The 14,322-nt window shown below is 66.9% G+C and carries 14 protein-coding genes and 1 tRNA gene; 8 read left to right on the forward strand and 7 right to left on the reverse strand.

Going from position 1 to position 14,322, the window contains the following annotated elements; all coding sequences use genetic code 11:
* The first annotated feature begins 1 nt into the window (after position 1).
* A complete protein-coding gene (recR, locus tag ACSGC5_RS02260; protein ID WP_434968979.1) occupies positions 2-595 on the forward strand; it encodes a recombination mediator RecR in 594 nt (197 codons plus the stop codon).
* A gap of 44 nt (positions 596-639) precedes the next feature.
* Here recR and ACSGC5_RS02265 read toward each other — a convergent pair whose 3' ends face one another.
* Positions 640-2,034, reverse strand: coding sequence for a threonine/serine ThrE exporter family protein (locus ACSGC5_RS02265; RefSeq protein WP_434968980.1), 1,395 nt, complete (start codon positions 2,032-2,034; stop codon positions 640-642).
* A 99-nt stretch (positions 2,035-2,133) separates the two neighbouring features.
* Entirely contained in the window at positions 2,134-2,622 is a 489-nt protein-coding gene (locus ACSGC5_RS02270) for a hypothetical protein (RefSeq protein WP_434968981.1), read from the reverse strand.
* Positions 2,623-2,746: 124 nt separating this feature from the next.
* Between ACSGC5_RS02270 and ACSGC5_RS02275 the strand changes: the two genes are divergently transcribed.
* The 4 genes from ACSGC5_RS02275 to ACSGC5_RS02290 are packed head-to-tail and all read left to right on the forward strand — an operon-like array spanning position 2,747 to position 7,307.
* The gene (locus ACSGC5_RS02275) at positions 2,747-4,033 is read left to right on the forward strand and encodes an aspartate kinase (RefSeq protein WP_434968982.1); all 1,287 of its coding nucleotides are present in this window, start codon (positions 2,747-2,749) and stop codon (positions 4,031-4,033) included.
* A gap of 11 nt (positions 4,034-4,044) precedes the next feature.
* Positions 4,045-5,115, forward strand: coding sequence for an aspartate-semialdehyde dehydrogenase (locus ACSGC5_RS02280; protein WP_434968983.1), 1,071 nt, complete (start codon positions 4,045-4,047; stop codon positions 5,113-5,115).
* A gap of 31 nt (positions 5,116-5,146) precedes the next feature.
* A complete protein-coding gene (gene mqo / locus ACSGC5_RS02285) occupies positions 5,147-6,622 on the forward strand; it encodes a malate dehydrogenase (quinone) (RefSeq protein WP_434968984.1) in 1,476 nt (491 codons plus the stop codon).
* A 31-nt stretch (positions 6,623-6,653) separates the two neighbouring features.
* A complete protein-coding gene (locus ACSGC5_RS02290) occupies positions 6,654-7,307 on the forward strand; it encodes a thymidine kinase (protein ID WP_434968986.1) in 654 nt (217 codons plus the stop codon).
* Between the two features lie 9 nt (positions 7,308-7,316).
* On the opposite strand, the gene ACSGC5_RS02295 is transcribed toward ACSGC5_RS02290, so the two are convergent.
* Positions 7,317-8,159, reverse strand: a complete 843-nt coding sequence (locus tag ACSGC5_RS02295; RefSeq protein WP_434968987.1) for a DUF1295 domain-containing protein — start codon at positions 8,157-8,159, stop codon at positions 7,317-7,319.
* A 101-nt stretch (positions 8,160-8,260) separates the two neighbouring features.
* Between ACSGC5_RS02295 and ACSGC5_RS02300 the strand changes: the two genes are divergently transcribed.
* Positions 8,261-8,968 (forward strand): FadR/GntR family transcriptional regulator, encoded by a 708-nt coding sequence (locus ACSGC5_RS02300; protein ID WP_434968988.1) that lies wholly within the window; start codon positions 8,261-8,263, stop codon positions 8,966-8,968.
* An 18-nt stretch (positions 8,969-8,986) separates the two neighbouring features.
* On the opposite strand, the gene ACSGC5_RS02305 is transcribed toward ACSGC5_RS02300, so the two are convergent.
* Both ACSGC5_RS02305 and ACSGC5_RS02310 read right to left on the reverse strand, forming a co-directional pair.
* Positions 8,987-9,754, reverse strand: coding sequence for an HAD-IIB family hydrolase (locus ACSGC5_RS02305; protein ID WP_434968989.1), 768 nt, complete (start codon positions 9,752-9,754; stop codon positions 8,987-8,989).
* Positions 9,755-9,797: 43 nt separating this feature from the next.
* A tRNA-Pro gene (locus tag ACSGC5_RS02310) sits at positions 9,798-9,874 on the reverse strand.
* Between the two features lie 71 nt (positions 9,875-9,945).
* Here ACSGC5_RS02310 and ACSGC5_RS02315 point away from each other — a divergent pair.
* Positions 9,946-10,104, forward strand: a complete 159-nt coding sequence (locus tag ACSGC5_RS02315) for a DUF5993 family protein (RefSeq protein ID WP_434968990.1) — start codon at positions 9,946-9,948, stop codon at positions 10,102-10,104.
* Positions 10,105-10,112: 8 nt separating this feature from the next.
* Complete coding sequence (locus tag ACSGC5_RS02320; RefSeq protein WP_434968991.1) at positions 10,113-10,721, forward strand: disulfide bond formation protein B; 609 nt, start codon at positions 10,113-10,115, stop codon at positions 10,719-10,721.
* On the opposite strand, the gene ACSGC5_RS02325 is transcribed toward ACSGC5_RS02320, so the two are convergent.
* Both ACSGC5_RS02325 and ACSGC5_RS02330 read right to left on the reverse strand, forming a co-directional pair.
* Positions 10,711-11,646 (reverse strand): metallophosphoesterase, encoded by a 936-nt coding sequence (locus ACSGC5_RS02325; protein ID WP_434968992.1) that lies wholly within the window; start codon positions 11,644-11,646, stop codon positions 10,711-10,713. The genes ACSGC5_RS02320 and ACSGC5_RS02325 overlap by 11 nt on opposite strands.
* Positions 11,643-14,255, reverse strand: a complete 2,613-nt coding sequence (locus tag ACSGC5_RS02330; RefSeq protein ID WP_434968993.1) for a transglycosylase domain-containing protein — start codon at positions 14,253-14,255, stop codon at positions 11,643-11,645. The genes ACSGC5_RS02325 and ACSGC5_RS02330 overlap by 4 nt, the downstream gene beginning before the upstream one ends.
* Positions 14,256-14,322 lie beyond the last annotated feature (67 nt).

Consider the following 14,322-nt stretch of genomic DNA (forward strand, 5'->3'; position numbering starts at 1 on the left):
CATGTACGACGGAATCGTCCAGGACCTCATCGACGAGTTCGGCCGCCTTCCCGGCATCGGACCCAAGTCGGCGCAGCGCATCGCGTTCCACATCCTGCAGTCGCCGTCCTTCGATGTCTCGCGTCTCGCGCAGCTGCTCGCCGAGGTGCGCGAGAAGGTCCGGTTCTGCGAGATCTGCGGGAATGTGTCGGAGCAGGACCGGTGCGGGATCTGCCGCGATCCCCGCCGCAACCAGACGCTCATCTGCGTCGTCGAGGACGCGAAGGATGTGGCGGCGATCGAGCGCACGCGAGAATTCCGCGGTCTGTACCACGTCCTCGGCGGTGCGATCAGTCCGATCGCGGGGGTCGGACCGGACGATCTGCGGATCGCGCCGCTCATGCAACGCCTCGCCGACGGCACTGTCCAAGAGGTCATCCTCGCCACCAACCCGAACCTCGAGGGCGAAGCGACCGCGACCTACCTGTCACGTCTGCTGAACACCCTGCAGATCACGGTGACCAGGCTCGCATCCGGCCTGCCCGTCGGCGGCGACCTGGAGTACGCCGACGAGGTCACGCTGGGGCGCGCGTTCGAGGGGCGCCGGGCGCTGTAACGGCGACCGGCGGGGTAGCGACGCGCCCTGCGCGGCCGCCCGCTTTAGCGTCGCAGCCGGGCGCGAGCGCGGGCGACGCCGCCGAGGGAAGCCCGCACCGGCTGTCCGAGGTAGATCCCGAGCGATGCGCCGACGGCGAGGCTCACGCCGATCACTCCCGCCACCGCCAGCGTGCCGAAACCTTCGAGCATGACGCGAGTGTCATCGCCAGACTCCACGACGCCGAGCAGGCCGCGGAAGACCGCCGCCCCCGGCACCATCGGAAGAATCGCAGCGGTGGTGATAGCGACGACCGGAACGTGCAGTCGATAGGCGGCGATCACTCCGACGAAACTGCCGGCGAACGCGCCGATACCGCTGGCGGCCGCGACCTCGAGTCCCGCGCTCGATGCCGCAAGAAAGCCGAGCCACGCGACGACGCTGAGGACGGCGCTGACCACCACGATTCGTGCTCCCGCGCCGTTGAACACGGCCACCGCGATGGCGATGAGTGCGGCTCCTGCGAACTGAAGCGGAACAGGGCCCAGGGGCAGAGCTTCGCTCGGCGGCTCCATCGCGAGTCCGAGCACGCGTGCCGTCTGGAGACCCGCGAGGATCCCGAGCACGACGCCGAGCGTCTGCGTCGTCAGCTCGAGGATCCGTCCGGTTGCGGTCAGGGCGAAGCCATCGATCGCGTCCTGCGCGGCGCCGACGACGGTCAGTCCCGCGAGCATGAGCACGACACCCGAGGCGACGATGATCGATGGGCGGATGCTGTTGCCGCCCGGTATCGCGGTCATTGCCAGCAGTGGGGTCAGCGCGGCGACGAGCGTGAGTACGAGCGCGCCGGCGATCTGGCTGAAGAAGAAGGGCACGGTGGCTCGGGCGAGCAGCGCCTGGGTGATCGCGGCGGCTCCGGCTGCTACGAACGCGATCGCGACGGTGAGCGGCCCCGCACCGAACATCACCGCGACGCCGACGGCCAACGTCGCCTGGGCGACGATGACGATTCCGGGACCGTAGCGGAACGGCGCGCGGCGGATCTCGCGAAGCAGAATGCGGGCCTGCGCCAGATCCAGACCCTGTCCGATGTCGGCGACCAGGGACTGCAGACGCCGCAGCTTGTCATGGTCGGGGGCGGTCTGGCGCACGACGCGCAGGAGCGTGAACGGGCGGGTCGCGCCGCTGTGGTGGTGGGACGCGGTGATCGAGTTGTAGGTCACGTCCACGTGCACCGGAGTGAGGCCGTAGGCAGCGCTGACGCGCACGATCGTCGCGGTGACATCACTCGCCGACGCGCCCGTCGCGAGCATCGTCTGTCCGATGCGCACCGCCAGGTCGAGGATGCCGATCACCGTCGCGTCGTCGACCACGGGCAGTGTCTCGGTGGGCGGCGCGGAATCCGAGGAGGCGCGCAACAGCCGGTCGAGCGGTTGCAGCAGGCGGCGCCGGCGAGACATGGCGCGAAAAACTCCCGAGGTGGCGGCGGTCAGCGACTCAGTCTACGGGCAGCCTCGATATCGAGCGGCAGGTCGAGCCAGACGGGTCGATTCAGGCGGCTAACGAAGAACCTCGACGAGCGCGACCCACGACACCAGCAGCCCGCTGATGATGGCAAGCAGCGCTCCCGCCGCCAGTGGAATCAGACCCGCGCTCGATCCCGAGACCAGCAGCACGCCGCCGGCCGCATACGCTGCCAGCGGCACGAACCCGATGATGGCCTTGAGTGCGCGCATCCGGTTCGCGGGGTCGTGGTTCGCGAAGACGCTCCGCGCCGCCGCGGCCTGGAACACCGTCGCAATCGCGGTCGTCCCGAGAACGACGATCCCGTACACGGTCGGGCCGATCGACGGGACCAGCCCCGTCATCGAGAGCAGAAGAGCGAGCACCAATGTGGCGACCGCGGCTCCCAGACGCGCTGTCAGGGACCGCTCCTTCACGATGGCGCCGATGTTCACGCTCGCCGCCACGATGACCAGACCCGCGAGGGCTGCTGTCGCACCGGCCAGTGCGACATTGAAGTCGTTCCAGCTCTCCAACTCGCCCATGATTCGAATGCTAGCGTCTGCGTGCGCGGCCGCTGGGAGACGGGGCATGACGTGCCCGGCATGCACGCTCCGTAGAATGGGACGCTGGGGTTCGCATCCGAGCCCATCATCCCGGGAGCAGCACGTGGCGTTGATCGTCCAGAAGTACGGCGGGTCGTCGGTCGCCGACGCCGAGAGCATCAAGCGCGTCGCGAAGCGGATCGTCGATACCCGTCGCGCCGGGCACGATGTCGTCGTCGCCGTCAGCGCGATGGGCGACACCACCGACGAGCTGCTCGACCTCGCCGGCCAGGTCGCGCCGATTCCCGCGCCGCGCGAACTCGACATGCTGCTCTCCAGCGGGGAGCGCATCTCGATGGCGCTGCTTGCCATGGCCATCTCGTCGATGGGTTTCGAAGCCCGCTCCTTCACCGGCAGCCAGGCGGGCATGATCACGGATGCCACCCATGGCGCCGCCCGCATCGTGGATGTCACACCCATTCGGCTTCGGGAGGCCCTCGACGAGGGTGCGATCGTCATCGTCGCCGGTTTCCAGGGATTCAACCGCGACACCCGCGACATCACCACCCTCGGTCGCGGTGGTTCGGACACGACGGCCGTTGCGCTCGCTGCGGCTCTCGAGGCTGACGTCTGCGAGATCTACAGCGACGTCGACGGCATCTTCACTGCAGATCCGCGCGTCGTTCCGATGGCGCGGAAGCTCGATGCGATCTCGAGCGAAGAAATGCTGGAGCTCGCGGCCAACGGCGCAAAGGTGCTCTACATCCGTGCCGTCGAATACGCGCGCCGTCACGGCGTGCTCATCCACGCCCGATCGACGTTCAGCTCGAGCGAGGGCACCTACGTGCTGGGCCCCGGCCAGACCCGTCCCGACGCTCCGGAGGGAGACACCATGGAAGAACCGATCGTCGCGGGGGTAGCCACAGACCTCGGCCAGGCCAAGATCACGGTCATCGGCGTCCCCGATGTCCCTGGCAAGGCGGCAGAGATCTTCAAGATCGTCGCCAAGTCCGGCGCCAACGTCGACATGATCGTGCAGAACGTGTCGGCTGCAGCCACCGGCCGCACCGACATCTCCTTCACACTCCCCAAGCACGACGCCGCAGCCGCGTTGAAGGCGCTCGCGGCCGACCAGAGCGAGGTCGGCTTCGAGAGCCTCGTGCACGACGATCAGATCGGAAAGCTCTCGGTCGTCGGTGCCGGCATGCGCACCCACTCCGGTGTCTCGGCGACCCTGTTCGAGGCGCTGAGCGTCGCCGGCATCAACATCGAGATGATCTCGACCTCCGAGATCCGGATCTCGGTCGTGCTCCGCGGCTCCGATATCGCTGAGGCAGCGCGCGTCGTGCACACCGCCTACGGGCTGGATGCCGACAGTGAGGCCACGGTCTACGCCGGCACCGGCCGATAGAATCGTCTCCCATGACCCGCATCTCCGATTCAGGACTCTCCGTCGCCGTCGTCGGCGCCACCGGTCAGGTGGGCACCGTGATGCGCGAGATTCTCGCGGAACGCTCGTTCCCGATTCGCGAGCTGCGGCTGTTCGCGACGGCGCGCTCCGCCGGGCAGGCCGTCGAGTTCGGCGGTCACACCGTGATCGTCGAGGACGTGGCGACCGCGGACCCGGCGGGCATCGACATCGCCCTCTTCTCCGCTGGTGCGACCGGTAGCCGGGCCCACGCTCCGCGCTTCGCGGAGGCCGGGGCCGTCGTCATCGACAATTCCAGCGCGTGGCGTATGGACCCCGAGGTTCCGCTCGTGGTGGCGGAGGTCAACCCCCACGCGATCACCGACGCCGTCAAGGGCATCATCGCCAACCCGAACTGCACGACGATGGCTGCGATGCCCGTGCTCAAGGTGCTGGATGCCGAAGCCGGCCTCGAGAGGCTGATCGTGTCGACCTACCAGGCCGTCAGCGGCTCGGGCCTCGCCGGAGCACAGGAACTGCTCGGACAGGTGGAGGGCGTGCTTGCTCAGGGCAACACGCTTGATCTCGTCCACGACGGGTCGGCCGTCGACTTCCCGCAGCCGGTGAAGTATGTCGCGCCGATCGCCTTCGACGTCATCCCCTTCGCCGGCAACCTCGTCGATGACGGACTGAACGAGACGGACGAGGAGAAGAAGCTCCGCAACGAGAGTCGCAAGATCCTCGAGCTCCCTGACCTTCGCGTCGCCGGCACGTGCGTGCGGGTTCCGGTGTTCACCGGCCACTCCCTGAGCATCAACGTGGAGTTCGCGCGCGAGATCACCCCGGAGCGGGCGCGCGCGATCCTTGCCGACGCGCCCGGTGTCCGCCTGGAAGACGTGCCGACCCCGCTTCAGGCGGCGGGCAAGGACCCGAGTTTCGTGGGACGGATCCGCGCAGACCAGTCGGCACCCGAAGGCCGGGGGCTCGTGCTGTTTATCAGCAACGACAACCTCCGCAAGGGCGCAGCCCTCAACGCCGTCCAGATCGCAGAGCTCGTTGCCGCCCGCTTGGGTGCCGAGGTCTGAGCCCTCTCTCGACCGCCCGTAGACTTGACCGGTGACCGAACCCGTCGACGTCCTGCTGATCGGTGGCGGTGTGATGAGCGCCACCCTGGGCACATTCCTCTCTGAACTCGAACCGGACTGGACCATCGAGGTCTACGAGCGCTTGGGCGATGTCGCCCTCGAAAGCTCGAACGCGTGGAACAACGCGGGCACCGGTCACGCCGCACTGTGCGAACTCAACTACATGCCGGCCGGTCCTGACGGCAGCGTGGACCCGGCGAAGGCGATCTCGATCAACGAGCAGTTCCAGCTCAGCCGCCAGTTCTGGGCGTCGCTGGTTGAGCGCGGCATCCTCGATGAACCGTCGACCTTCATCAACTCGACACCGCACATGACCTTCGTGCGTGGTGAGAAGGATGTCGCCTACCTCAAGCGCCGCTACGAGGCACTGAAGACCCAGCCGCTGTTCGCCGGTATCGAGTACAGCGAAGACTCCCGGGTCATCAACCAGTGGGCGCCGTTGCTCATGCAGAAGCGGCTCAAGAGCGACGAGCCGTTCGCGGCGACACGGGTGCCGGCGGGCACGGATGTCGACTTCGGCGCCCTCACGAGGCAGCTGTTCGACAACCTGCGCCACCGCGGCGGGAACGTCGTCACCGACCGTCAGGTGACGGGGCTCAAGAAGCTCAAGGACGGCACCTGGGAGGTGTCGTGGCGCAACCAGGTCGGACGCACACCGGGCAAGACCCGTGCGAGGTTCGTGTTCGTCGGGGCCGGAGGGTGGGCGATCAAGCTCCTCCAGAAGTCCGGAATCCCCGAGATCAAGGGCTACGGGGTCTTCCCGATCGGTGGGCAGTGGCTCAAGACCAGCAATCCGGCGCTCGTGGCCCAACACCGCGCGAAGGTCTACTCGCAGGCATCCGTCGGCGCCCCGCCGATGTCGGTGCCGCACCTGGACACCCGCGTGGTCGACGGCGAGACCTCGTTGCTGTTCGGGCCGTTCGCGACCTTCAGTCCCAAGTTCCTGAAGAACGGTTCGATCTTCGACATCGTCGCGCAGGTCCGGCCGGGCAATCTCTGGCCGATGCTGAAGGTCGCCATCGATAACCCGAGCCTCATCCGCTACCTCATCGGCGAGCTGCTCAAGAACAAGAAGCGCAAGGTCGACAGCCTCCGCACCTTCATGCCGACGGCCAAGGACGAGGACTGGATTCTGCTGAACGCGGGCCAGCGTGCGCAGGTCATGAAGAAAGACCCCGAGAAGGGCGGCGTGCTGCAGTTCGGCACAGAGGTCGTCAGCTCGGCCGACGGGACGATCGCGGGCCTTCTGGGCGCCTCCCCGGGGGCGTCGACGGCTGTTGCCATCATGCTCACTCTCCTGAAGTCGAGCTTCCCCGACCGCATCGGCGAGTGGGAGAGCACTCTGCGAGAGCTCATCCCGAGCTACGGCGGCCACCTCAACGGCGATCCGGATGCCGCACGGCGCAGTCTCGCCGAGACCGCGAGCGTTCTCGCCCTCAAGGCGTGAGCGGCGTTCACCGAGCGAGCTGAGATCGACCGTGGCGAAGCTCTACTTCCGGTACGGAGCGATGAACTCCGGAAAGTCGACCGCACTGCTGCAGGCGGCGTACAACTATGAGGAGCGCGGCCAGCACGTGCTGCTGGCCAAACCTGCGATCGACACGAAGGAAGCCGACCACATCTCGAGTCGGCTCGGCGTGACCCGGCCGGTGGACTTCCTCATTCCGCCCGTCGCCGATCTGCGCGCACTGTTCTCGCACCATCGGGAGCAACTGGTGCAGCGCGAGAGCGAGGCGCTCGTGCCCGAAGCGGAGGGGCGTCACGCCGACGTTGCGTGTCTGCTCATCGACGAGGCGCAGTTTCTGACGCCCGAGCAGGTCGACGACCTGCTGCGGATCGTCGTCCTCGACGGTGTTCCGGTGCTGGCGTACGGCATCCGCACCGACTTCCGCACGCAGGCGTTCCCCGGATCGCGGCGGCTGCTGGAGCTTGCCCATTCCCTGGAGGAGCTGAAGACGATCTGCCGCTGCGGACGTAAAGCGATCTTCAACGCGCGTCTGGTGGGCGGTCGCTTCGTCTTCGACGGCGATCAGGTCGCGATCGATGAGCTCTCGACCGACCGGGTCACCTACGAGTCGATGTGCGCGGAATGCTACCTGCGGGAGTCGGGCGGGCGCATCGACGTTCGCTGATCGGCCGCGTCATGCGCGGGCTTCGGCGGTACGTTGCCGCGGCGGCAGAGGGACGAGCATCGATGTGGTCCGCTGATAGTGGGCGTAGAGCGGGTACTTGGATGCCGAGATCGACTCGGTGAACACGGTCGAGCCGACGAAGAGCACCGTGAGCAGGGCAGCGCCGATGATCGTCCAGTTGAGGACGCCGCCCCACACTCCGGCACCCGCCGACACTGCCGCCGCGGCGCCCAGTGCGTAGAAGACCCACCACTGAGCCTGCTCGAAGAAGAAGTTCGGATGACGGCTGTAGCGCCACAGCCCTGTGGTGAGGAAGCCGGGCTCGAGGGAGCCGCCCGCAGCCTGCTTCGCCTTGTGGAAGTCCCACTGCTGCTGATCGGCGATGAACTCGCCGATCAGGAAGAGCGCGAACAGCACCGCCAAGAGCGCGTCCCATCCAGTGAACGCCGTCGGGTTCTGCCACGCGATGAACGCCGGGAGGGAGATCAGCACGAGCAGTGCGTTCTGGTACAGGACGATGAAGAAGATGTTGAACAACTGGAACTGCCAGGACGTCATCCGGGCCCGCAGGATCGCCCAGCGGTAGTCCTCCATCCCGGTGTACCCGCCCTTGCGCGCGAAGTTGAAGGTGAGGCGCGCCCCCCAGGCGGTGACGAGGATCGCCATCACGACCAGGCGCGTCGCTTCTTCGCCGGCAACGAGCGCCGCAACCGCGAACACCCACACGTACACCGCTGGCACGATGGACCAGATCCGGTCGACCCATGAGGTGTCTTTCGTGATGAGCGAGGCGACCCAACAGAAGATCGACACAGCTGCGGCGATGCCGAGGACGATGAGCAGGGGATCCATGCCCCCACGCTAGCGCCGGTGCCGAGGATCCGGGTACTTCGGGCGCGGGTTTTGGTGGTGGTCAGACCACTCGGTAGCCTGAGGGCGACGAAGGAGTGCGTGTGACGGATGCCCCGGCCAAAGCCTGGCGAGTCGTGCTCGACCGGATCGAAGGCGATCTGATGAGTGGGCGGGTGGGCCCAGGCGATCGTTTGCCCTCCGAGCGAGAGCTCGCCACGACGCTCGGCGTCGGTCGCTCCAGCGTGCGTGAAGCGCTGCGTGTGCTCGAGGTCATGGGGCTGATCCGCACGGGTACGGGCTCGGGTCCCAGTGCGGGCGCCATCATCATCGGCACCCCGACCGGAGGCATGTCAGCGCTCCTGCGGCTGCAGATGGCGGCTCAGAGCTTCGCGATCGAGGACGTCGTGCATACCCGGATCGCGCTCGAGTCGGCTGTCGTCGCCGAGCTGGCCCAGTCGGAGGGGGCCGGGCTCGATGAGGTCCGCCGGGTGCTGGCCGCGATGGATGACGAGTCGCTCACGCCCGCCGAGTTCGTCGCGCTCGACGCCCAATTGCATCTCGCTCTCGCCGAAGCCGCCGGCAACGGGGTCACTGTGGCGATGATGGGCGGCTTGCGCGACGCGATCGAGAGCTACGTGGCTCGGGGTGTCCGTCGGATCGCCGACTGGGAGGGGGCAGCTGCCCGTCTGCGACAGGAGCACCATCACATCGTCGATCTGATCGGCCAGGGCGATGCGGATGCGGCACGAGCCGCGGTGACAGATCACATCCGCGGGTACTACGCGCAGATGAGCGCATCCACGGCCTGACGCGGATGGGGAGCCGGGTCAGGCGGGTTGGGGGAGCGTGGGGATGAACACCTCGAGGAACTCGGCTGTGTCCTCCCAGCCCTCGACAGCGTGGCAGGTGACGCCGATCGCGAGGACCGGGTAGTCGTTGCCATCCGGATCGAGGCGGTCTCCGACGAAGAGCATGTCGTCGAGGGAGATGCCGGTCTGCTCGGCCAGCTTGCGCATCCCGTAGGCCTTGTCGATGCCGCGTGCGGTGATGTCGACGGATGTCGAACCGCCCGAACGCACCTCCAGGTCGGGCAGGCGGGCAGCGACTGCCTCGCGGAGAGTGTTCTTCTTCTCGCCGGTGGGATCCCACCGCATCTTCGCGTCGACCGGTGCCTTCTGGCCCAGTGCCGAGAAGGTGATCTGCGAGCCGCGATCCTCGAGGATCTCGCCCCAGGTCTCCGACTCCCACAGTCCCAGGCGCTTGGCCTCTTCTTCGACGGCGGTCAACGCGCGCTGCTTCTCGTCATCCGTGAGCGAGTGGGCGTAGACCGTGTCGATGCCGTCAGCTGTGAGCCGGTAGTACTGGGTACCGCAGGTGGGCAGCAGGTGCAGCCGCGCGCGCGTGGCGGTGGAGGTTTCGGGGAGCTGATCGACAACCTGCGCGGTGAACTGCGCCAGCTGACCCCCGGAGATGATCGCGACCTCGACGCGCTCGGCGAGCGCGACGAGCAGATCGCCCATCCGGGGAGCTATCGCGCTCTTGGAGGGAGCGAGGGTGTCGTCGAGGTCGAATGCAACCAGGCGAGGGGTGCTCATCGGGGTCCTTCCGGGAGGGGGCGACGACACCGTCATGTCTACATGGTCGGGGTGACAGGATTTGAACCTGCGGCCTCGTCGTCCCGAACGACGCGCGCTACCAAGCTGCGCCACACCCCGTGGCAACCCTCCGAGTCTACCCGACGCGGTGGCTCCCACCGAACCACGCCGGAGTGCGCTATACGTGCCTTATGGACACTCTCATCTTCGGGCTGTTCGCGGTGGTGGCTTTTCTGATCATCCGCGGCGGCTCACGCCTTGTCGTCATCGGGGGCTGGGCACTTGCCACGGTCGCCGCATTCCTCCTCTTCCTCCACCACGTCACCAGCGTGCTTCCCCTGAACTTCTGAGGTCACCGATGAACGAGCGTCCCCTTCTTCGAGTGCTGGGCTTCTGGGCCCAGATCCTGTTCATCGCCGCTTACCTCGGCATCCTGTCCACAGCGATGTTCGTCTTCCAGTTCGGCTTCGGCGAAATGCCGTGCCCGCTGTGCATCGTGCAGCGCATGGCCATGATCGCGGCGACTCTCGGTGCCGTCTACATCGTCGTCCAGACGCTGCGCGGCACCCTCACGACACCTCGCTACCTGACGGGGCTGGGAATGGCATTGGTCGGAGCCATTGTCGGGGCGACGATGTCCACGCGGCAGATCGAGCTCCACATCCTTCCGGGTGACCCGGGATACGGCACCGCCATCATGGGACTGCACCTGTACACGTGGGCGCTGATCACCTTCGTGGTGGTCGCGCTCTTCGTGGGGGTCGTGCTCATGTTCGGCACGGCTCTGGAGCCAGTGGCCCCCACAGGACGCGCCGGACGCACGATCGCGTGGGTCATCGTCTGGGCCTTCTTCGCCACGATCGTCCTGAACATGGTCGTCGTGTTCGTGGAAGAAGGGTTCAACTGGTTCCTGCCCGACGACCCCACCGGCTACGAGTTGTTGCGCCAGCTCGGAATCACGCGCTGACAGCGCGGAGGGTGAGAATCGAGACCTCGGGGCGGCAGGCGAAGCGCACCGGCGCGTAGATCGAATGCCCGACCCCGGCGCTGACGTTCAGCGGTACCGAGCGGCCGTCGGCGGACCAGGTGCTCAGACCCCGTGCTTGGTCGAGCGGGATGTCGCAGTTGGCCACCAGGGCGCCGAGTCCCGGCATCCGCACCTGACCGCCGTGCGTGTGCCCGGCGAAGATCATGTCGGCGCCCAGGCCCGTAAACGCGTCGAGCACCCGCCGGTAGGGGGCGTGGCTGACACCGATCGTGAGCGCGGGGGACTGCGCAGTCAGCGACTCGACGAGCGGCGGAAGGACCTCGAGGCGGTCCCAGTGACGGTGGGCGTCGCTCACGCCGAAGGCAGCCACGACCCGATCTCCCGCGACGAGCGTGGCCGCTGCGTTGTTGAGCTCATTCCAGCCGAGCTCTTCCTGGAGGTACGCGTCGAGCGCGCCGACATCGAGCCGCTGAGGCTTCGGCACGGCCCTCGACGGTCCCGAGAAGTACAGCAGCGGGTTGCGGGGGAGGGGCGCGTCGTGATCGTTCGACCCGTGGACGTAGACACCGGGGATGCCACGGAGGGGGTCCAGCGCCGCTCGAACACCGGCCAGCCCCTCTGCATGCCCGAGGTTGTCACCGGTGTTCACGACCAGGTCGGGACGAAGCTCCTCGGCAAGACCCGCCAGCCAGCGCTGTTTTCGACGCTGCCACGGCGCCATGTGGATGTCGGAGAGGTGGAGGACCCGGAGCGGCGCGGACCCGGGCGGCAGGATGCGTACATCATGACGTCGCACAGCGTAGAGGTAGCGTTCGATGCCGATTCCCCATACAGCGGTGCCGACACCGACCGCCCCCACGACCCCAAGGGTCGTGAGGGCGGTGCGCGCGAGCGGTGAGCTCACGGCGTGGGTGCCGGTGTGGGGGCCGGCGGCGCGGTGCACGTCACGTTGAGGTTCACTGTCGAGCCTCGAGCGACCACCGTGCCCGCGCCGGGGTTGGTTCCGGTCACCGTGGCAGTGGCAGCGGGGTTACTGCAGGTGCCCCCTGCGACGTTGAGGCCCGCGCCTTGGAGCGCGCTTCGCGCCTGGTCGACGGAACCACTCACCGCGGGAACCGAAACTCCCTGGCCATTGCTCGGGCGGATCGTCACTGCCGTTCCACCAGCGACCTTGCCGGCCCCCGGATCCTGCTGCGCGACGATCCCGGCGCCCGCGGTCGAGTCGACCGCCTCGCCGACGATCACCTCGAAGCCGGCATCCTCGAGCGTCTTGGTCGCAGCCTCGATGCTCTGGCCTACAACGTTCGGCAGGTCGTAGAGCACTGTCTTGGTGAGGTTCGGATCTGGGGCGGGGAACCCGTCGCCGCCGTACAGCGAGTTCGCCGCCGCGAGGATCGGACGGGCGATCGAATGGCGAGTGTAGAGGTGGTTCCAGGGCCACCGGTCGACGTTCGCGTAGCCCTCGGAGTTGCCCACCCACACGGCCGTCGTCACGTTCGTGCTCGACCCGACGAGCCAGGTCTGCTTCGCCTCGTGGGTACCCGTCTTGCCGAGAACCGGCGTGCCGTCATACGGATTCGATGCACGCCCCGACCCGTTGGTCATGACCGCCTGCAGCGCGTAGGCGGCTGTCGCTGCGATGTTCGGCTCGAGCGCCTGCGTGCACGAGGCCTCCGGAAGGGCGACCTCGTTGCCGTTCGCATCCGTGATGCGGTCGATCGCCTTGGGTGTGCAGTAGACGCCGTTGTTCGCGATCGTTGCGTACGCCGCGGCCACATCGATCGGCGGGATGTTGTTGGACCCGAGGATCTGGAACGGCACTTCGACGGGCACCACACTGCCGTCTCCGAGCCGGACGCCCATCTTCTCCACGGTGTTCTGGATCCCGCACAGGTCGATCTTCGAAGCCATCGCCAGGAAGCCGGTGTTCAGGGAGTCAGAGGTGAAGCGCATGGGCGTTCCGACATAGCCCGGGTTCTTCGCGAAGTTCTGAATGAGCGTGTTGTTCGAGATGTCGCCGGTGCAGCTGTTGCGGAAGCTCTTGAAGATCTGAGCTCGGCCGTTGAGCACTTCGTTGACCGAGTGCCCCTCTTGCAGCCATTCGAGCAGCGTGAAGACCTTGAAGGTCGAGCCACCCTCGAATCCGTTCGAGTTTCCGTACTTCTGGTTACCGGCATACACCAGCGAGGAGTAGTTCGGGTCGTCCTTGATGGTCTCGCTGAAGTTGGTGTTCTGCGTGATCTCGAGGATGCGGCCGGTCTTCGTCTCGATGCTGACGGTCGCAGCACCGAGGCGCCCGGTGTCGGCGTTCGTGTAGCCCTCGATGGAGGTGGGCACGTTGTCGACCATCGCCTGTTCGGCGGCAGCCTGCAGGCGCCGGTCGATCGTGAGGTAGACGTTGAGCCCGCCCTGCTTGAGCAACTTCGTGCGCTCCTCCGGTGTCGCGCCGAAGGCCTCGTCGTTCTCTATGATCCCGCGCACGTACTGACAGAAGTACGCGGCCTTTCCAGGTACCACGCCGCAGCCGGTGTCCGCCGGGGTGATGGCCGGCACGATCGGTTCGGCGACGGCGGCGTCGTACTCTTCCTGCGTGATCTTGCCATCGGCGAGCATCCGGTCAAGGACGTAGATCTGCCGGCCCTTGGTGAGCGCGTAGCCGTCTGCCGCGCTGTTGATCGGATTGCCGTCCTTGTCGGTCCACGAGCCGTCCGGCCTGTCGAGGCGGTACAGGTTCGGGGTCTGCACCATTCCGGCGAGCGCGGCAGCCTGACCGAGAGTCAGGTTCGCGGCGTCTACTCCGAAGTAATAGTGCGCGGCCGCGCCGATGCCGTAGTTCTGCCCGCCGAAGTTGGCGATGTTGAGGTATCCGAGAAGGATTTCGTCCTTCGAGTACTTCTGTTCGAGGGCGATCGCGTACCGCATCTCCTGCAGCTTGCGCTGGTAGCCCTCGACGCCGCTGGCGACCGTTGCGTCGGTGAAGCACGCCTGCTTGGCGGCGTCCTTCTCTTCCTGCGTCATGTCCGCCGTGTCGCCGGTGCCGACCTCGGCCTCGCACTTCTGGATGAGGATGTTCTTGACGTACTGCTGGCTGATGGAGGATCCACCGCCCTGGGAGCCACCGGAGACAATGGCGCGGGCCGTTCCCACGAGGTCGACGCCGCCGTGGGAGTAGAAGTTCTTGTCTTCACTGGACAGAATCGCGTCGTACATGACCGTAGCGACGTCGTTGAAGCCCACGGGGTCGCGGTTCTGGTCATAGAACTGCGTCATGACCTCGTCTTCACCCGTGTCGGGGTTCTTCCAGTAGAAGGTCGTGGGCAGCATCAGCTCGTCGATCTCGAGCGCGCTGGGAAGATTGTCGAAAAGCGTGATGGCGCTGGAAGCCGCGGCACCAGACAGGGCGATCGCCGGCGTCACGGTGGCGGCGACGAGGACTCCCGCAACGGTGCTGAGGCCGACCACACCGAGGAGGCCGCCGAGCACACCGCCTGCCGTTCGTTTCGTTTCAGGCATAGGCTTGATCGTAAGGGAGCTTCCTGTACGAAGGCTCGACAGGTTCGCGCGCGCCCGCGAGGTCGAG

Origin of the sequence: Microbacterium sp. bgisy207 (assembly GCF_965345035.1) — a bacterium.
Lineage (GTDB): Bacteria > Actinomycetota > Actinomycetes > Actinomycetales > Microbacteriaceae > Microbacterium.